This is a genomic window from Planomonospora sp. ID91781 (assembly GCF_015711595.1).
In the GTDB taxonomy this organism is placed as follows: Bacteria; Actinomycetota; Actinomycetes; order Streptosporangiales; family Streptosporangiaceae; genus Planomonospora; species Planomonospora parontospora.
Genome location: NZ_JABTEY010000001.1, coordinates 22,800 through 39,330, shown reverse-complemented (window position 1 = coordinate 39,330; position 16,531 = coordinate 22,800). Strand labels below are relative to the sequence as shown.

The 16,531-nt window shown below is 74.4% G+C and carries 15 protein-coding genes; 6 read left to right on the top strand and 9 right to left on the bottom strand.

Annotated elements, in window-relative coordinates; all coding sequences use genetic code 11:
- Window positions 1-73: 73 nt before the first annotated feature.
- The 3 genes from HS048_RS38420 to HS048_RS00155 form a co-directional block, all read right to left on the bottom strand.
- Window positions 74-1,906 (bottom strand): serine/threonine-protein kinase, encoded by a 1,833-nt coding sequence (locus tag HS048_RS38420; protein ID WP_304609645.1) that lies wholly within the window; start codon window positions 1,904-1,906, stop codon window positions 74-76.
- 36 nt (window positions 1,907-1,942) lie between these two features.
- A complete protein-coding gene (locus HS048_RS00160) occupies window positions 1,943-3,079 on the bottom strand; it encodes a serine/threonine-protein kinase (protein WP_196465762.1) in 1,137 nt (378 codons plus the stop codon).
- 282 nt (window positions 3,080-3,361) lie between these two features.
- Window positions 3,362-3,874 carry a MarR family winged helix-turn-helix transcriptional regulator gene (locus HS048_RS00155; protein ID WP_068901228.1) on the bottom strand — a complete coding sequence of 171 codons (513 nt, stop codon included), beginning with the start codon at window positions 3,872-3,874 and terminating at the stop codon, window positions 3,362-3,364.
- A 340-nt stretch (window positions 3,875-4,214) separates the two neighbouring features.
- Between HS048_RS00155 and HS048_RS00150 the strand changes: the two genes are divergently transcribed.
- Both HS048_RS00150 and HS048_RS00145 read left to right on the top strand, forming a co-directional pair.
- Complete coding sequence (locus HS048_RS00150; protein ID WP_068901232.1) at window positions 4,215-5,024, top strand: alpha/beta fold hydrolase; 810 nt, start codon at window positions 4,215-4,217, stop codon at window positions 5,022-5,024.
- 176 nt (window positions 5,025-5,200) lie between these two features.
- Window positions 5,201-6,043 carry an alpha/beta fold hydrolase gene (locus tag HS048_RS00145; RefSeq protein ID WP_196465761.1) on the top strand — a complete coding sequence of 281 codons (843 nt, stop codon included), beginning with the start codon at window positions 5,201-5,203 and terminating at the stop codon, window positions 6,041-6,043.
- 89 nt (window positions 6,044-6,132) lie between these two features.
- Here HS048_RS00145 and HS048_RS00140 read toward each other — a convergent pair whose 3' ends face one another.
- From HS048_RS00140 to HS048_RS00130, 3 genes are all read right to left on the bottom strand, one after another.
- A complete protein-coding gene (locus HS048_RS00140; protein ID WP_196465760.1) occupies window positions 6,133-7,161 on the bottom strand; it encodes an SDR family oxidoreductase in 1,029 nt (342 codons plus the stop codon).
- 76 nt (window positions 7,162-7,237) lie between these two features.
- On the bottom strand, window positions 7,238-7,798 hold the full coding sequence (locus HS048_RS00135; protein WP_196465759.1) for a TetR/AcrR family transcriptional regulator: 561 nt from the start codon (window positions 7,796-7,798) through the stop codon (window positions 7,238-7,240).
- Window positions 7,799-7,883: 85 nt separating this feature from the next.
- The gene (locus HS048_RS00130) at window positions 7,884-9,539 is read right to left on the bottom strand and encodes a fumarate hydratase (protein WP_068901237.1); all 1,656 of its coding nucleotides are present in this window, start codon (window positions 9,537-9,539) and stop codon (window positions 7,884-7,886) included.
- A gap of 220 nt (window positions 9,540-9,759) precedes the next feature.
- Here HS048_RS00130 and HS048_RS37965 point away from each other — a divergent pair, with 220 nt between their 5' ends.
- Together HS048_RS37965 and HS048_RS37960 are read left to right on the top strand one after the other, a co-directional pair.
- Entirely contained in the window at window positions 9,760-9,891 is a 132-nt protein-coding gene (locus HS048_RS37965) for a hypothetical protein (RefSeq protein WP_255529559.1), read from the top strand.
- 266 nt (window positions 9,892-10,157) lie between these two features.
- Window positions 10,158-10,289, top strand: coding sequence for a hypothetical protein (locus tag HS048_RS37960; protein WP_255529558.1), 132 nt, complete (start codon window positions 10,158-10,160; stop codon window positions 10,287-10,289).
- Between the two features lie 50 nt (window positions 10,290-10,339).
- Here HS048_RS37960 and HS048_RS00125 read toward each other — a convergent pair whose 3' ends face one another.
- On the bottom strand, window positions 10,340-11,305 hold the full coding sequence (locus HS048_RS00125) for a DMT family transporter (protein WP_196465758.1): 966 nt from the start codon (window positions 11,303-11,305) through the stop codon (window positions 10,340-10,342).
- Window positions 11,306-11,372: 67 nt separating this feature from the next.
- On the opposite strand from HS048_RS00125, the gene HS048_RS00120 reads away from it, so the two are divergent.
- Window positions 11,373-13,088 (top strand): PLP-dependent aminotransferase family protein, encoded by a 1,716-nt coding sequence (locus tag HS048_RS00120; RefSeq protein WP_230880667.1) that lies wholly within the window; start codon window positions 11,373-11,375, stop codon window positions 13,086-13,088.
- 126 nt (window positions 13,089-13,214) lie between these two features.
- Here HS048_RS00120 and HS048_RS00115 read toward each other — a convergent pair whose 3' ends face one another.
- Window positions 13,215-14,507 carry an MFS transporter gene (locus HS048_RS00115; RefSeq protein ID WP_196465757.1) on the bottom strand — a complete coding sequence of 431 codons (1,293 nt, stop codon included), beginning with the start codon at window positions 14,505-14,507 and terminating at the stop codon, window positions 13,215-13,217.
- A 123-nt stretch (window positions 14,508-14,630) separates the two neighbouring features.
- On the opposite strand from HS048_RS00115, the gene HS048_RS00110 reads away from it, so the two are divergent.
- On the top strand, window positions 14,631-15,269 hold the full coding sequence (locus tag HS048_RS00110) for a DUF1707 domain-containing protein (RefSeq protein WP_084008801.1): 639 nt from the start codon (window positions 14,631-14,633) through the stop codon (window positions 15,267-15,269).
- Between the two features lie 168 nt (window positions 15,270-15,437).
- Here HS048_RS00110 and glpX read toward each other — a convergent pair whose 3' ends face one another.
- Window positions 15,438-16,472, bottom strand: coding sequence for a class II fructose-bisphosphatase (glpX, locus tag HS048_RS00105; protein WP_068901239.1), 1,035 nt, complete (start codon window positions 16,470-16,472; stop codon window positions 15,438-15,440).
- Window positions 16,473-16,531 lie beyond the last annotated feature (59 nt).

The following is a 16,531-nucleotide window of genomic DNA, read 5'->3' as shown; positions in this document are numbered from 1 at the left end:
CGGCCGTCGTCCGGGCCGGTGCCGGGGCCCGTCCGGGCGGCATCCGCGCCGTCGCGTGGATGCCGCCGTGCGGTCACCGGGCGTAGAGGAGCGCCAGGACGAGGACGATGATGACCACCAGGGCGGCGGTCGCCACGCCCATCAGGAGGAGCGCCCCGGCCCGCTTCTTCTGCTGCTGCGCGACCTGCTGCTCACCCGGTCCGACGATCGAGAACAGCTCGGTCCCCAGGCCGGGTGCGGAGTCGTCGTCACCGGGCCACCTCTGACCGGGCCCCTGCGGGAGCGGGCCCGGCCGGTCTCCCGGTGATCCCGGCCCTCCGGGCCCGCCCGGGCCGTTCGGCCCACCGGGTGCGTCGAATCCGCCCGCTCCCCCGAACGAGCCGGGTCCTCCGGGCCTGCCGGGGCCGTTCGGTCCGCCGGGTCCACCTAACCCGCCGGGGCCCGGGAGCGCCCCGGTCTCCGTCGGAGCGTCACCCGGGGCGAACCCTCCCGGACCCGCCGGCGACGCGCCGTGGAACGGCGGGCCCGGGGGGTTCCACCCTCCGGTGCCCGGTGCTCCGGGGCCCTGCCCGCCGGAGAACCCCGGCGGAGACGCAGGAGGGCCGCCGACCGGCGGACCGCCCGGGCCTGCGGATCCCGGGCCCCCGGATCCGGGACCCGTGGGCGCGGAGGTTCCGGACCCCGGGACCGCCGGGCCACCGGGCCCTCCCCGGCGGTCCGGAGCGGACGGCCCCCGGGCCACCGGGGTGCCCAGGCCGGCGACGACGCCGGAGCCGGCCTCGGGGCGGGGTGCGGGCGGGGCCGGGGGAGTCCGGCCGGCACCGGGGAGGGGGAGCCCGATCGTGGGACGCGCGACCATCATCGTCCGGTTGGCGTCGAACTCCTCGTCCGGCCCCGTGCCGTTCCCGGGACCGCTCCCCGTGCCGTTCCCGGGGCCGCTCCCCGCGCCGTCCCCGGCGCATGCCCCCGCCCGGCCCTCGGAGCCGGGGCCGGCGGCGTGATGGAACGGGGAACCGGCCCCGCCGTCCGCCGCGGGAGCGGGCGCCGGGGGCCGGAACGCCTCAGGGGGCGCCGACGAGGCCAGGGGGGTGTCGGCCACCGCCCGGAGCATGGCGATCGCCTGGGAGGGCGTGAGCCGTACCGTGTGGTCCTTCTCCAGCAGCTGCTCCAGGACCGGGCGGAGCGGGCCCGCCTGGACCGGCGGGTCGACGCTCTCGGTCATCAGCGCGGCGAGCGTCTCGGCCATCGTGGACCGTTCGTACGCCGGACGGCCTTCGACCGCGAAGTACAGCGTGGCCCCGAGCGACCAGAGGTCGGACTCCGGCCCGGTGTGCTCCCCGCGGGCCCGTTCGGGCGCGGTGTACCCCGGGGAGCCGATCACCATGCCGGTCTGGGTGAGGCTCGTGTCCCCCTCGGCCTTGGCGATGCCGAAGTCGGTCAGGACCACCCGGCCGCTCTCGGTGATCAGCACGTTCCCGGGCTTCACGTCGCGGTGGAGCACGCCCTGGGCGTGGGCGGCGCGCAGCGCGTCCAGCAGGTCCACCCCGATCGCGGCCACGAGCCGGGGCGGGAGGGGACCCTCCTCCTCGACCACCTGCTCCAGGGAGCGGGCCTGGACCAGCTCCATGATGATCCACGGGCTGCCGTCCTCGATGATCGCATCGTGGACGGTGGCGACTGAAGGGTGGCTGATGCGGGCGGCCGTACGACCCTCACGGATCATGCGCTCCCGCAGTTCGGCGCGCTGTGCCTCGCTGAGCCCGGGCTCCTGGCGGATCTCCTTGATCGCCACCTCGCGGCCCAGGGAACGGTCGTGGGCACGCCAAACGGTGCCCATCGTCCCCCGGCCGAGCGGGGTGATCAGCTCATAACGGCCAGCGAGCACGCGCGTCTGCTGTTCCGGCATGAGAAGAAGATAAGCGATTACTCCTTGAGGAACGCTTTAGCCTCGCTTGCGGAGTTCCTTGGGCCAGAGACTGCGGGGCAGCATCAGCCGGATGACCGGCGACATGAGGCGGACCAGGGGGCGCGGCGCGGGCCTCGGCGCCAGCGGCGGTTTGCGGTGGTTCCCCTCGGCGGGGCGCCGGTGTCCGCGCGGCGGCGGCACCGGGGTCGCGACCGGCGGCGGAGGCGGAATCGGCGCGGCGCCCGCCCGGTGCAGGCCGCGGTGCTGGGGCCTGCGGTTGAACGAGGGCACGGCGATCGCCGGGGCGGGCCGCGCCGGCTTGCCCGCGGGACGGCTCAGCGGCTCCTCGGCGATCCCGCCGGCCGCCACCCGGGCCAGCATCAGCGAGGCCCGGACCGGGTCGAGCCGGGTGGCCGGGTCGATCGTGAGCAGCCCGCGGAGCACCGGGGCGAGGGGGCCCGCCTTCTCCATCGGGATCGGCTCGCCGCTGGTCAGCGCGGCCAGCGCGGCGGCTGCCGTGCGCCGCCCGTGCAGGCCCCGGCCCTCGACGGCGGTGTAGAGGGTCGCCCCGAGGGACCACAGGTCGGCGGCCGGGCTCGCCTTGGAGCCCAGCACCCGCTCCGGCGCGATGTAGCCGGCGGAGCCGAGCACGATGCCCGCCTGGGTGATCGAGACCTCGCCCTCCAGCGCGGCGAGGCCGAAGTCGGTGAGGACGGCCCGCTCGCCGGTCACCAGGACGTTGCTGGGCTTCACGTCGCGGTGCAGGATGCCCTTGGCGTGTACGGCGCGCAGCGCGCCCAGCACCTGCCGCCCGATCTCGGCGGCCTGGCGCGGGGGCAGCGGCCCCTCCTGCTGGACCAGCTGCTCCAGGGACCTGGCTCTGAGCAGCTCCATGACAATCCAGGGGCGCTCGTCCTCGGTGACGACGTCGAAGACGGTGATCACCGAAGGGTGCGCGACCATCGCGGTCGCCCGCCCCTCGCGCTCGGTCCTCGCACAGAGCTCGGCCCGCAGCTCCTCGTCGAGGACCAGCGGCAGCCGCACCTCCTTGACCGCCACCTCGCGGCCGAGCAACTCGTCGTGCGCTCGCCAAACGGTGCCCATGCCGCCGCGCCCGACCGGCTCGGCAAGCCGGTAGCGCGCGGCAAGAAGGTATCCGGACGGCGCACGCATGATGGGCAGCTTACCGATTTGCGTAGTGCGACCAGTAGAGACAGGGCCGAAAGTTCTTGTCCATTGCGGTCAGATTCTCTCGCAGGTGACAGTCGGGACACGTACGGTCACCGTTTTCACTCCCTCCGCCGGGACCGTGCGGGAGGCCGGAGGCGCGGGACCGCTCGGGAGACCGGGGGTGCGGGGCGGTCCCGGAACCCGGTGCCGGAACCCGGTCCCGGAACCCGAGGCCTAAGGGCGGGGCGGTGTCGGAGCCCGGTGCGGGAGGGCGGGGCCGAGGCGTCAGTGCGCCGTGCGGGCCGTACCGGCCGAGGCGCGGGCCGCGTACGCGGTGGCGGAGTCGGCGATGGTGCGCAGGACGCCCTGGAGCCCGGCGACGGTCTCGCCGTCGATGCCCATGGCCTCGCCGATGGCGTCCGGGATGTGCAGGGTCCGCTCCCGCAGGGCCCGTCCCTCCTCGGTGAGGGTGACGGCGACGGAGCGCTCGTCGTCGGCGCGGCGGCGCCGCGCCAGCAGGCCGTTCGCCTCCAGCCGCTTGAGCAGGGGGGAGACGGTGTTGTAGTCGAGCCGCAGCTCGTCGACGATCGCGCGGACCGTGCTCTCCTCGTGCCGCCAGAGCACGGCCATCACGAGGTACTGCGGATATGTCAGGCCGAGGGGGTCGAGCAGGGTGCGGTAGACGGAGGTGACGCTGCGCGAGGCGGCGTACAGGTCGAAGCAGAGCATCGCGGCCAGCGGCCCGGAGCCGTCGTCCCGCGGGGCGTCCGCCCGGCGGCGGTTCGCGTCCGAATCCATGGACGGAGTCTAGGCGGAAAGAGCGGTGACGACCAGATCGCACGCGATTCGATCGCATGTGATCCAGATCGGCGGCCCGGTCCCCCGGGACATCTCGGAGATCTTGCAACGGAAGCGGCAATCCGCTCCGCTCCGCCGGACCCGGGACGTGCCCGCGACCGTCATCGGCGCGGGAGCGGCCGGGCGCCACCGCGACCCACGTGGAGCCACCGCGACCCACGCGGACCGGTCGCCGCAAGTCATCGGAGTGGCGTAGATCACGTCGCTCTCGACTATCTCGTACGCGATGTAATCGAGTACGGTTCAACCACTTCGAAAAACGACTTCCCCGGAGGATCCGATGGCCCGCTTCGCCCGCCCCCTCACCGCCCTGCTCGCCACGGCCGCCGCGGCCTCCGCGCTCACCACCGCCGCCCCGGCGGCCTCCGCTGCGACCGCGAGCCCGGCCAAGCCCACCATCGTGCTCGTGCACGGCGCGTTCGCCGACGCCTCCAGCTGGAACGGCGTGGCCGAGCGGCTCCAGCGCCGCGGCTACACCGTGATCGCGTCGGCCAACCCGCTGCGCGGCCTGGCCGACGACGCCGCCGCCACCGCCGCCCTGCTCAAGAGCATCAAGGGCCCCGTCGTCCTGGCCGGCCACTCCTACGGCGGTGCGGTCATCACCAACGCGGCCCGGGGCAACGACGAGGTCAAGGCCCTCGTGTACATCGCCGCCTTCATCCCGGAGAAGGGCGAGAGCGCCGCGGACCTGGCCGGCAGACACCCCGGCAGCACCCTCGGCGAGACCCTGCGGGAGGTGCCGCTGCCCGGCGGCGGGACCGACCTCTACGTCCGCCAGGAGAAGTTCCGCAAGCAGTTCGCCCACGACGTCCCCGCCCGCGACGCGAAGCTGATGGCCGCCACCCAGCGCCCCGTCACCGCCGCGGCGCTCAACGAGCCCTCCGGTGCCCCCGCCTGGAAGGACATCGCCTCCTGGGCGCTCGTCCCCACCGGCGACAAGAACATCCCGCCGGCCGCGCTGCGCTTCATGGCGAAGCGTGCCGAGGCCCGCGCCACCGTGGAGATCGAGGGCGCCTCGCACGCGGTCCTGGTCTCCCGCCCCGACGCGGTGGCCGACCTGATCGAGCGCGCCGCCGCCGGCCGCCGCTAGAGGGCCGCCGCTGGAGGGGCCGCCGGACGGCACGTCCGGGGCGGGGGCGAACGGCCCTCCCGATCTTCCGCGGTCGTCGGCGGGCCGCTCCCGGGCCCCGTCCCGTTCACCTCTGCGCAGCACGCGATCCGTACGTTCACCCCAGCAGTGACCTCACACCACGCAAAGGAACGAAAATGGCCTACATCACCGTCGGCACCGAGAACTCCACCTCCATCGAGATCTACTACGAGGACCACGGCGCCGGCCGGCCGGTCGTGCTCATCCACGGCTACCCCCTCGACGGCCACTCCTGGGAGAAGCAGCTCCCCGCCCTGCTGGAGACCGGTCACCGGGTCATCACCTACGACCGGCGCGGTTTCGGCCGCTCCAGCCGGCCCACCACCGGCTACGACTACGACACCTTCGCCACCGACCTCGACGTCCTGATGCGCACCCTCGACCTGCGCGACGCCGTACTCGTCGGGTTCTCCATGGGCAGCGGCGAGGTCGCCCGCTACCTGAGCACCTACGGCACCGAGCGGGTGGGCAAGGCGGCCTTCCTGGCCCTGCTCCAGCCGTTCCTGCTCAAGACCGACGACAACCCCGGCGGCGTCGACCGGTCCGTCTTCGACGGGATCCTCCAGGCCGTCACCGCCGACCGCTACGCCTACTTCGACGCCTTCTACGCCGACTTCTACAACACCGACGAGAACCTCGGCGGGCGCCTCAGCGAGGCGGCCCTGCGGTCCAGCTGGAACGTGGCCGCCGGGGCGTCGGCCCACGCCTCGGCCGCGTGCGTGCCGACCTGGGTCACCGACTTCCGCGCCGACGTCGCCGCCGTCGCCGCCTCCGGGGTGCCCGCGCTGATCCTGCACGGCACCGCCGACCGCATCCTGCCCATCGACGCCACCGCCCGCCTGCTGCGCAAGGCGCTGCCCGAGGCGACCTACGTCGAGATCGAAGGCGCTCCGCACGGCCTGCTGTGGACCCACGCCCAGGAGGTCAACGAGGCGCTCGTCGCGTTCCTCACCGGCTGAGCGCCTCCCCGGAAGGACCACGGGCGCCGGCCGCCCCGCCGCACGGCGGAGCGGCCGGCGCCCGCGGCGGTGGAGCGCGGCTCTCCCGGTCACCGAGTCCCACGCGGGGCTCCTCTCCCCGCCGCGGTCTCCCGCTCCGCCGGCCCCTCCCCGAACCGCGCGGCGACCAGGTCGTCGGCCCAGCGCCGGAGGGCCTGCCCGACCGGCGGCATCCGCAGCCCGATCCGCTCCGCGAAGGCCAGGGCCGGGGCGGTGTCGTAGCGGTCCTTCGAGAGGAACGACAGCGTCTCCGGGTCGACGCCGGTCAGCGCGCGGGGCAGCCGCCGCACCAGCCCGACGGGGACCGACCACCGCGGTGCGGGCACGCCCAGGTGGGCCGCGAGCAGCGCGACCAGCTCCGGGAGCTCGGGCGTCTCGTCGTCGAGCACCCAGTACGCCCTGCCCGCGGTCTCCGGATGCTCGGGCAGGGCGGCCATGAACCGGGCCAGGTAGCCGATGTCGACCACGGGGACGAAGACGCCGGGCCCGCCGGGGAGGACGGGCAGCCGCCGGTGCCGGAGGTCCCGGACGAGCGAGGCGAGGCCGATGAACTGGCCGGGGCCGATCACGGTGGCGGGGTTGACCACGCTCAGCGGGAGGCCGAGCTCGGCGGCCCGGGCGCGCACCGCCGCGTCGCCCTCCTTCTTGGAGGCCTCGTAGGGCCCTTCGCGCCGGTGGTCGGGGCTCCCGCCGCTCACCCGGTAGCCGCTGACGTGGACCAGGCGGCGCAGGCCGGGGCGGGTGGCGGCCCAGTCGGCCGCGTTGAGCGCGCCGGTGACGTTGACCGACCGCGCCTCCTGCACGGTCAGCCCGAAGGCGAACCGGCCGGCGGCGTTGTAGACGTCGCGCACGGCCTCCAGGCCGGCGTTCTCCCGCAGGCCGAGGCCGGGCACGGTGACGTCGCAGGTGACGGCGGTCAACCGGGAGGACTCCACCCCCTGCCCGGCGAGCCAGGCGGTCAGCCGGTCCCCGGAGCCGCGTACGGCGGCGGCGACCGTACGCCCCTGGCGGAGCAGCTCGGCCACCAGGGAGCGGCCGACGAACCCGGTGGCACCGAGGACGAGGGAGTCGGGGGTCATACGATCACTCCTGTTTATAGATCGGTCTACATATTTTCGAGGCGCGAAGAGGTCCCCGGAGGGGAACCGGGGACTCCTACAGCAGTGCGACGATCCGGCGGGTGACGCGGTCCAGCGGCTCCCGACTCCGGTGTGCCCGGGCCAGCAGCAGTGCGCCCTCGACCAGGGCGAGCACGGTGGCCGCGGTGTCGTCCGGCTCGGGGTGGCCGTCGGCGGCCAGGCGCAGGCGGAGCGCCTCCTCCCAGGATCCGTAGACGTCGGAGCAGGCCCGGTGGAGGGGGTCGCTGGTGGCCGCCGTCTCCAGTGCCACGGTCGCCACCGGGCAGCCCTTGCGCCAGCCGGACTCCTCCAGCCGATCGCCCAGCAGCCGGATCACCCCGGCGACCAGGCCGGCCGCGTCGGGCGCGGTCTCCGCCAGCGCGTGCAGCGTCTCGCCGATCTCCCGCCCGGCACGCCGCACGGACTCGGCCACCAGCTGGTCCTTGCCGCCGGGGAAGTGGAAGTAGAGCGAGCCGCGCGGCGCCCCGCTCGCGGCGACCACCTGGTTCAGCCCCGTGCCGAAGTAACCGCCGGTCTCGATCAGGTCCCGCGTCGCGTCGAGCAGGCGGCCGCGGGTCTCCTCGCCTTTCTGGCCCATGAGGAAAAAGTAGACCGGTCTTCCTATTTTTGCAAGGCGGCCGTGGCCCGGGGAAGCGCTCCCCGGGCCACGGCGCGGCCTGCGGTCAGCTCCGGCGGCCGATGGAAAGGGCCGGGCCGGTGCGGTCGGTGAAGAAGTCGTCGCCCTTGTCGTCCACCACGATGAAGGCGGGGAAGTCCTCGACCTCGATCTTCCAGACGGCCTCCATGCCGAGCTCCGGGTACTCCAGGACCTCGACCTTCCGGATGCAGTCCTGGGCCAGGCGGGCGGCCGGGCCGCCGATGGAGCCCAGGTAGAAGCCGCCGTACTTCTGGCACGCCTCGGTGACCTGCCTGGACCGGTTGCCCTTGGCGAGCATCACCATGGAGCCGCCCGCGGCCTGGAAGCGCTCGACGTAGGAGTCCATCCGCCCGGCGGTGGTCGGACCGAAGGAGCCGGAGGCGTAGCCCTCGGGGGTCTTGGCGGGACCGGCGTAGTAGACGGCGTGGTCCTTCATGTACTGCGGCATCTCGCCGCCCGCGTCGAGCAGCTCGCCGATCTTGGCGTGCGCGATGTCGCGGGCGACGACCAGCGGACCGGTCAGCGAGAGGCGGGTCTTGACCGGGTACTTGGTCAGCTCGGCGAGGATCTCCGCCATCGGCCGGTTGAGGTCGATCTTCACGACGTCGTCCGACAGGTGCTCGTCGGTGGTGTCCGGCAGGAAGCGGGCCGGGTCGGTCTCCAGCTTCTCCAGGAAGATCCCCTCAGGAGTGATCTTCGCCAGGGCCTGGCGGTCGGCGCTGCAGGAGACCGCGATGGCGACCGGGCAGGAGGCGCCGTGCCGGGGCAGGCGGATCACCCGGACGTCGTGGCAGAAGTACTTGCCGCCGAACTGGGCGCCGATGCCGAGCTTCTGGGTGAGCTCGAAGACCTTGGCCTCCAGCTCGGTGTCGCGGAAGCCGTGCCCGCTGGGGGAGCCCTCGGTCGGGATCGAGTCCAGGTAACGGGCGCTGGCGTACTTCGCGGTCTTCAGCGCGAACTCGGCCGAGGTGCCGCCCACCACGATCGCCAGGTGGTACGGCGGGCAGGCGGCCGTGCCGAGGGAGCGGATCTTCTCCTCCAGGAAGGCCAGCATGCGCTTCTCGTTGAGGACGGCCTTGGTCTCCTGGTACAGGAACGACTTGTTGGCGCTGCCGCCGCCCTTGGCCATGAACAGCAGCTTGTACTCGTCCGGGTGGCCGTGCGGGTCCTCGGCGTACAGCTCGATCTGGGCGGGGAGGTTGGAGCCGGTGTTCTTCTCCTCCCACATGGTGAGCGGGGCCATCTGGGAGTAGCGCAGGTTCAGCCGGGTGTAGGCGTCGTAGACGCCGCGGGAGATGTGCTCGGCGTCGGCGCCGTCGGTCAGCACGTGCCGGCCGCGCTTGCCCATCACGATGGCGGTGCCGGTGTCCTGGCACATCGGGAGCACGCCGCCGGCCGAGATGGACGCGTTCTTGAGCAGGTCGAGGGCGACGAAGCGGTCGTTGCCGCTGGACTCGGGGTCATCGATGATCTTACGGAGCTGGGCGAGGTGCGACGACCGCAGGTAGTGCGAGATGTCGTGGATCGCGGTCTCGGTGAGCAGCCGCAGCGCCTCGGGGGCGACCTCCAGGAACCTGCGGCCCGCGGCCTCGACCACCCGCACCCCCTCGCTGCTGACCAGGCGGTATTCCGTCTCGTCCGTTCCCAGGGGGAGCAGGTCGGTGTAGTCGAACTCGGGCATCGTCTTCGATCCTCCGTGCCGGGGGCCTTCTGCCGGTTCTCGCCGGTTCCTGCTAGAGGGTACGGCCTCCCGGCGGGCGTTCCGGAAGGCGCCCGCCGTACGGCTCCGCGGGGCAGGGCCGCTTCTTGGGCGAACCGTGGCGCGTCCGGGACGTCCGCTTGCCCGCCGGGCGACGGAGAGACGGGTGAACGCATCCGCTCCGCTTCACGAGGAGGAAGCCATGGAAGCCGCTCAGATCATGATGCTGGGGTTCGGTCTCCTGGTGCTCGCCGGGCTGCTCGTCCCGTTGATCGGGCTCGTGCTGCACGAGCTCGGGCTCCGGGACCAGGAGTGGCCGATCAGCCACCGCTGAGGGCGGCGGGCCGGATCCGGGCGCTCCTCCCCGCGCCCGGCCTCCGCGAGTCCGGGCGCTCGGCGTCCGCGCGTCCGGCGTCCGCGCGTCCGGCCTCCGTGCGCCAGGCCTCCGCCTGCCCGTGCGTCCGGTGTCCGTACGGGCGAAACGCCCTTGACGGGAACATGCGGTTTCCGTGACGTCCCTTGCCCGTGCGGGGGAGGCCGTCGGCGCAGGATGGACATGAGGCCGTACGCACCGGATGACCGGCATCTCAGGGGAAGATCATGGAAATCGGTTCTTATGTGCTGTTCGCCATCGGCTTGCTCATCATCGGCGGGCTCGTGGGGTCGCTGCTCACCATCGTGCTCCACATGGTCGCCGAGGAGAACAAGAACCAGCGTCCGCTGCGCCACTGACGGCGGGGCGACGGCCGGCCGCCACCGGGCGCCGCGCCGTCCCCCGCGGTTCAGGCCGGTTCAGCGGCGGTGACCGCGGCCGCCGGTCGGCCGGGGACACCCTCCCCGCGCCCGGGTCCCGCCGGGTCCGGGACGTCTCTTCCGCGCCCGGGTCCGGCCGTGAGCCCGACGGCGATCCCGGCGATCACCAGCCCGGCCCCGGCCAGGTCGGCGGCGGACGGCGCGCCCAGACCGAGCGCCGCGCCCGTGACCATCGCGCCGACCGGGATCAGCCCGGCGAACAGCCCTGCCGCGGCCGCGCCGAGCCGGGGCAGCGCGTCGTACCAGAGGAAGAACGCCACGGCGGTGACGACGACCGCCTGGTAGCCCAGGCCCGCCGCCTCGGCGCCGGTCGGCACGCGCAGCGCCGCGGACCCGTCGGCCAGCAGCCCGATCACCCCCAGCAGCGGTACGGCCAGCGCGGCGGAGTAGGCCGAGACCCGTAGCGCGCCCAGCCGGGGCAGCAGCGGGATGGCCAGCACCGAGAAGCAGACCTCGCAGGCCAGGGCGCCCAGCGACCACAGCAGCCCGGCCGGGTCGCCGCTGCCCAGGCCGGTGGCCACGGTGGCCCCGGCGACCACGATCGCCGCCGCCGCCAGCATCCGGGGGGAGGGGCGCCCGCCGATCAGGGCGAGCGCCAGCGGGACGGTGCCGAGCACGGTGCCGACCAGTGCGGGGCCCCCGTGCCGGGTGGCCTCGATCACGCACACGTTGAAGATCGCCAGCCCGGTGAGGGCGAGGGCGGCCAGCAGGGCGGCCTCGCGGGGCGACGGCCGGAAGAACCGCAGGCCCGACAGCCGGACGACGGCCAGCAGGATCACCGCGGCCAGCAGGTAGCGCAGCGCCTGCCCGCCGTAGATCGGATAGTCCTCGATCAGCCCGGAGACCCCGGCCAGGGTGCCCACCAGGAACATCGCCCCGGCCGCCTGGACGGGACCGCGGAACCGGGCCGCGCGGGTGGTGACAACATCGCTCATGCCCGGAATGCTAGGGAGACAATGGTTTCCCGGTTCAGTCCAATCACCGAGCAGAACAGAGGACCAATTGGCCGATCTCCATCTGAGCGTCGACCGGGCCGCGGGCGGGATCGCCGGGCAGATCACCCGCGAGCTGCGCGAAGCCGTACGGCAGGGCAGGCTGGCCGCCGGGGTGCGGCTGCCCGCGAGCCGGGAGCTGGCCAGGGATCTCGGTCTGTCGCGGGGCGTCGTCGTCGAGGCGTACGAGCAGCTGGTCGCCGAGGGGTTCCTGGTCGCGAAGGTGGGAGCCGGGACCCGGGTGGCACCCGCCGCGAGCCGCGCTCCCGGCTCCGGCCCCGGCCCTGTCACCGGCCCCGGCCCTGTCACCGGTCCCGGCCCTGTCACCGGCCCCGGCCCTGTCACCGGCCCCCGCTCTGACTCCGGCTCCGGTCCCGCCCCCGGTTCCAGTCTCGGCCCCGGTTCCGGTTCCGGTTCCGGTTCCGGTCCCGGTTCCGGTCTCGGCTCCGGTCCTGGTCCTGGTCCCGGTTCCGCTCCCGTTCCCGGGGCCGACGGTGTCCTCCGCCGGGGTTCTCCGGGTGCGGGAGCGGAGCGCCCCGTTCCCGCGGATGCGGGGACGCCGGTCCACGAGTGCGACTACGGGCGCCGCCCCACCTCCCCCGACCTGCGGACCTTCCCCCGGGAGCGGTGGCTGGCCGCGACCAGGCGGGTGCTCGCGTCCCTCCCCGCCGGAGCCCTGGACTACGGCGATCCCGGCGGCGTCCGGGAGCTGCGCGAGGAACTGGCCGCCTACCTGCGCCGGGTCCGGGGGGCCGACGCGACCGCGGACGAACTGGTGATCGTGGGCGGGGTCGCCCAGGGGCTCAGCCTCACCGTCCAGGTGCTCGCCGGGCGCTTCCCCGAGCCGGGGGAGCACCCCGGCCGCGACCTCGGCTGGTTCACCGGCCGGGCCGCGCACCCGGCGGACCGCGAGCGCGGCCTGCGGCTCGCGGTGGAGGACCCGACCGGCCTGCGCCAGCTGCCGCTGCTGCGGGCCGCGGGCGCCGACCTGGTCGCGGTCCCGGCCGACGAGGAGGGCATCGACGTGGCGGCGCTGGCCGCGGCGGAGGTCCGGGCGGTGCTGCTCACCCCGGCCCACCACTACCCGACCGGGGTCGTGCTCTCCCCTCGCCGCCGCGCGGAGCTGACCGAGTGGGCCGCGGCGACGGGCGCGGTGGTCCTGGAGGACGACTACGACGCGGAGTTCCGGTTCGACCGTGACCCGGTGGGCTGCCTGCAGGGGCTCGCCCCGGGCCGGGTGGTCCTCGCCGGGAGCGTCAGCAAGTCCCTGGCCCCGGGGCTCCGGCTCGGCTGGGTGGTGGCCCCGCCGCACATCGCCGGGGCGGTACGGCGGGCACGGGCGGAGCAGGACATGGGATCGCCGGTGCTGGAGCAGCACGTGCTGGCGGACCTCCTGCGGACCGGAGCCTACGACCGGCACCTGCGGCGGATGCGCCGGGAGTACCGTGCCCGGCGGGACGCCCTCGTGCGAGCCCTGGCCGAGCACCTCCCCGAGGTCGCCGTGTGGGGCGTCTCCGCCGGGCTGCACCTGTTCGCCGAGCTGCCCGGCGGCTGGGACGAGCGGGCCGTCGCGGCGGCGGCCCGGGCCCGGGGCCTGGCGGTCGAGCCGGTGGCTCCGATGCGCCATCGGCCTGGTCCGCCCGCCCTGGTCATGGGGTTCGCCCGGCTCCCCGCCCAGCGCGCGGGGGAGATCGTCGCCGCGGTCGCCGGTGACCTCGCCCGCTGACGGCCGCCGTCCGGAGGAGCCCCGTCCCGGACGTCGTGAGCCGTCCGAGCCGATCCTCCCGTCCCGTGTCTCCCGCGTCGGGCTCCGCCCCGTCGGTCCCGGCCCCAGGGCCGGGACCGGGGGAGGTCAGGAGACCGCCGGAGCGGGCGCGGTCCTCGGCCGGAACCCCCCGGCCAGCGGCACGATCAGGGCGATCAGCACCACCGCGGGCACGAACGCCGCCCGCACGTCCACGGTGTCGTTGATCGTGCCGACCACGGCGGCGCCGACGACGAACCCGACGTAGTTGAACAGGTTGACCCGCGCGATCGCCGTCTCGGCCCCGGCGCCGAGCCGCCCCGCCGCCGAGAACGACTGCGGGGCGATGACGGACAGGCCCACCCCGACCAGGCCGAACGCCAGCACGGCCACGACCGGGCCGGGCGCGGCGACGACGCCGATCGCGCCCAGCGCCCCGACCACCGCGCCCGCGCGGACCACGGGGGCCGGACCGTGGCGGCGGACGGCGAGGTCGCCGGGGACCCGCGCCAGGAGCATGGCGGCCTGGTAGGCGAAGTAGGCCATCGGCACCAGCCATCCGCTCGCGGCCAGCGCCTTCTCCATGTAGACCGTGCTGTAGTTGGAGACCGCCGCGTCGCCGACGTAGAGGAACGCCATCGCCAGGCAGAGCGGGACGACCGGCCGCCACGGCACCCGGGCGGGCGCCGTCCCGTCCCGCGGGGGCGACCCGGCCGGCGCGTCCGCCCCCGGGTGCTCTCCGGCGTCCTCCGCGGTGCTCCCCGCGGCCTTACCCGCCGCGTGCTCCGCGGCCTTACCCGCCGCGTGCTCCGCGGCCGCCCGCTGCGGGAACCGCTCCTCGGCGGCGCCGTACAGGCGGGGGAGCAGGGCCAGCGAGACGAGCGCGCCGAACACCACCGGGACGGAGAACGCCCAGACCAGATCCACCTCCAGGGCGCTGAAGGCGGAGTTGAGTCCGGCGCCCAGCATCGAGCCGACGCTCCAGACCGCGTGGAAGCCGGTCAGCACGCTCATGCCGTACCGGCGCTCGACCGCGACCGCCTGCATGTTCATCGCCGCGTCGACCGCCCCGACGAAGAGCCCGAAGGCGGCGCTGAGCACGTAGAGCCCGGCGAGCTGGCCGTTCCAGCCCATCAGGACCACGACGGCGCAGACGGCGAGCTGGGAGAGCCTCAGGACCGGGGCGCTGCCGTACCGCGCGGCCAGGGGGGCGGCGGCGACGCTCCCGACGCCCGCGATCAGCGGCACCAGCAGCAGGACCAGCGTGAGGTCGCCGTCGCTCAGCCCGAACGCGCGCTGCAGGTCGGCCACGTGGGTGAGCAGGGTGGCGAAGCACAGGCCCTGGACGAAGAAGGCGGCCCAGGTCGCCACCCGTGCCTGCCGGTCACGCGGGGTCGGCATCGCGACCTCCAGAGAACATGAGGGGGGTTCAAGTTCTCGTCAGGCTAGGCGCGTCTCCCCTCCGGGTCAACGGTCGTCCGCGGGCCGGGCGCATCCGGGTCCGGCAGGGATTATCGTCGAGGCGTGGACGATTCCAGGCCCCCCGCGACGCCGGCCGTGCCGCCTCCGGTGCGTCCCCCCGCGACCAGGGGGAGAGCGCCGGAACCGCGCCCCGGCGACCTGAGGGCGGGCGACTCCGACCGGGAGCGGGTGGCCGCGGTCCTGGGCGACGCGCTCGCCGACGGCAGGCTGGCCCACGACGAGCACGAGGAGCGGCTGGAGGCGGTCTACCGCGCCCGCACGCTGGGCGAGCTCGCCGCGATCACCGCCGATCTGCTCCCGCCCGAGGCCCAGCCGCTGCGCACCGACGTCCGGCCCGTGACGGCCTTCTTCGGCTCGGAGGAGCGCTCGGGCCGCTGGGTGGTGCCCACCCGCTTCTCCGCCACCGCCGTCTGCGCCAACGTCACCCTCGACCTCTGCGAGGCGCTGCTGCAGTCCAGCCACGTGACCCTCCAGGTCACCGTGATCGGCGGGACGCTCACACTGATCGTCCCGGAGGGCGTGCGGATCGAGATGCCCGCCTCGCTCTTCCTGGGCGGGAAGAAGAACCAGGTCCGGCCCGCCCCCGACGGCCCGGTCATCGAGGTCACCGGCCTCGTCTCGATGGGCAGCGTGATCGCCAAGTCGCCCAAGCGGCCCCGCCGCTCCTGGTTCCGTCGCTGACATGCGGGGCCTTCCCTCCGGCGGTCCGCCGTACGACCTCCGGCGACCCGACGTAGAGCCCTCGCGGTGCCCGGAGGGTCCCGGGCGGCTCCCGGGCGGCTCCTGGGCGGCGGGGACCGCACCGCCGCGTGCCGCGTCCCGGCCGTTCGCCGGGACGCGGCGCGGACCCTAGCTGGCGCTGTCGAAGTTGATCGCGCTGTAGGCGCGGAGCTTCCAGAGCTGGTGCTCCGACTCGATCTTGCGGATCGTGCCGGAACGGCCGCGCATCACCAGCGAGCTGGTCACGGCCCGGCCGCCCCGGTAGCGCACGCCCTGCATGATCTCGCCGTCGGTGATGCCGGAGGCCGCGAAGAACACGTCGTCGGACTTGACCAGGTCGTCGGTGGTCAGCGTGGCGTCCAGGTCGAGGCCCGCGTCCAGGGCCTTGCGGCGCTCGGCGTCGTCCCGCGGCCACAGCCTGCCCTGGATCACCCCGCCCAGGCACTTGAGCGCGCAGGCCGCGATGATGCCCTCGGGCGTGCCGCCGATGCCGAGCATCAGGTCGATGCCGGTGCCCGTGCGCGCCGCCATGATCGCGCCGGCCACGTCGCCGTCGGTGATGAGCTTGATCCGCGCGCCGGTCTCCCGGATCTCGGCGATGATCTTCTCGTGCCGGGGCCGGTCGAGGACGACCACGGTCACGTCCGAGGACTCGCACCCCTTGGCGCGGGCCACCGCGGCGATGTTGTCGGCCACCGGCGCGTTGATGTCCACCGAGGAGGCGGCCTCCGGGCCGGTCACCAGCTTGTCCATGTAGAAGACGGCGGACGGGTCGTACATCGAGCCGCGCTCGCTGACCGCGATCACCGAGATGGCGTTGGGCATGCCCAGCGCGGTGAGCCGGGTGCCGTCGATCGGGTCCACGGCCACGTCGCACTCCGCGCCGGTGCCGTCGCCCACGGACTCGCCGTTGTAGAGCATCGGCGCGTTGTCCTTCTCGCCCTCGCCGATCACGACCACGCCGTTCATCGACACGGTGTTGATCAGCTGCCGCATCGCGTTGACGGCCGCGCCGTCGGCGCCGTTCTTGTCGCCCCGCCCCACCCAGCGGGCGGCGGCCATCGCGGCGGCCTCGGTCACCCGGACCAGTTCCAGGGCGAGGTTGCGATCGGGCGCGTGCGCGCCCGTGGCGAGGGCGGCGGGAACGGACGTCTGCTCGGACATGGCGGAAGGCCCCTCTCGTGGATTACTGCAACGATCGTAGTTGTCCCCCTCTTGCCTGG

Excerpts from the sequence above, each read along its gene's own strand:
- HS048_RS00150 (WP_068901232.1), top strand. The coding sequence starts at position 4,215 with ATGGCCCGCTTCGCCCGCCCCCTCACCGCCCTGCTCGCCACGGCCGCC.
- HS048_RS00155 (WP_068901228.1), bottom strand. The coding sequence starts at position 3,874 with ATGGATTCGGACGCGAACCGCCGCCGGGCGGACGCCCCGCGGGACGAC.
- HS048_RS38420 (WP_304609645.1), bottom strand. The coding sequence starts at position 1,906 with ATGCCGGAACAGCAGACGCGCGTGCTCGCTGGCCGTTATGAGCTGATC.
- glpX (WP_068901239.1), bottom strand. The coding sequence starts at position 16,472 with ATGTCCGAGCAGACGTCCGTTCCCGCCGCCCTCGCCACGGGCGCGCAC.
- HS048_RS37960 (WP_255529558.1), top strand. The coding sequence starts at position 10,158 with ATGGAAATCGGTTCTTATGTGCTGTTCGCCATCGGCTTGCTCATCATC.
- HS048_RS00130 (WP_068901237.1), bottom strand. The coding sequence starts at position 9,539 with ATGCCCGAGTTCGACTACACCGACCTGCTCCCCCTGGGAACGGACGAG.
- HS048_RS00125 (WP_196465758.1), bottom strand. The coding sequence starts at position 11,305 with ATGAGCGATGTTGTCACCACCCGCGCGGCCCGGTTCCGCGGTCCCGTC.
- HS048_RS00160 (WP_196465762.1), bottom strand. The coding sequence starts at position 3,079 with ATGCGTGCGCCGTCCGGATACCTTCTTGCCGCGCGCTACCGGCTTGCC.
- HS048_RS37965 (WP_255529559.1), top strand. The coding sequence starts at position 9,760 with ATGGAAGCCGCTCAGATCATGATGCTGGGGTTCGGTCTCCTGGTGCTC.
- HS048_RS00140 (WP_196465760.1), bottom strand. The coding sequence starts at position 7,161 with ATGACCCCCGACTCCCTCGTCCTCGGTGCCACCGGGTTCGTCGGCCGC.
- HS048_RS00135 (WP_196465759.1), bottom strand. The coding sequence starts at position 7,798 with ATGGGCCAGAAAGGCGAGGAGACCCGCGGCCGCCTGCTCGACGCGACG.
- HS048_RS00145 (WP_196465761.1), top strand. The coding sequence starts at position 5,201 with ATGGCCTACATCACCGTCGGCACCGAGAACTCCACCTCCATCGAGATC.
- HS048_RS00115 (WP_196465757.1), bottom strand. The coding sequence starts at position 14,507 with ATGCCGACCCCGCGTGACCGGCAGGCACGGGTGGCGACCTGGGCCGCC.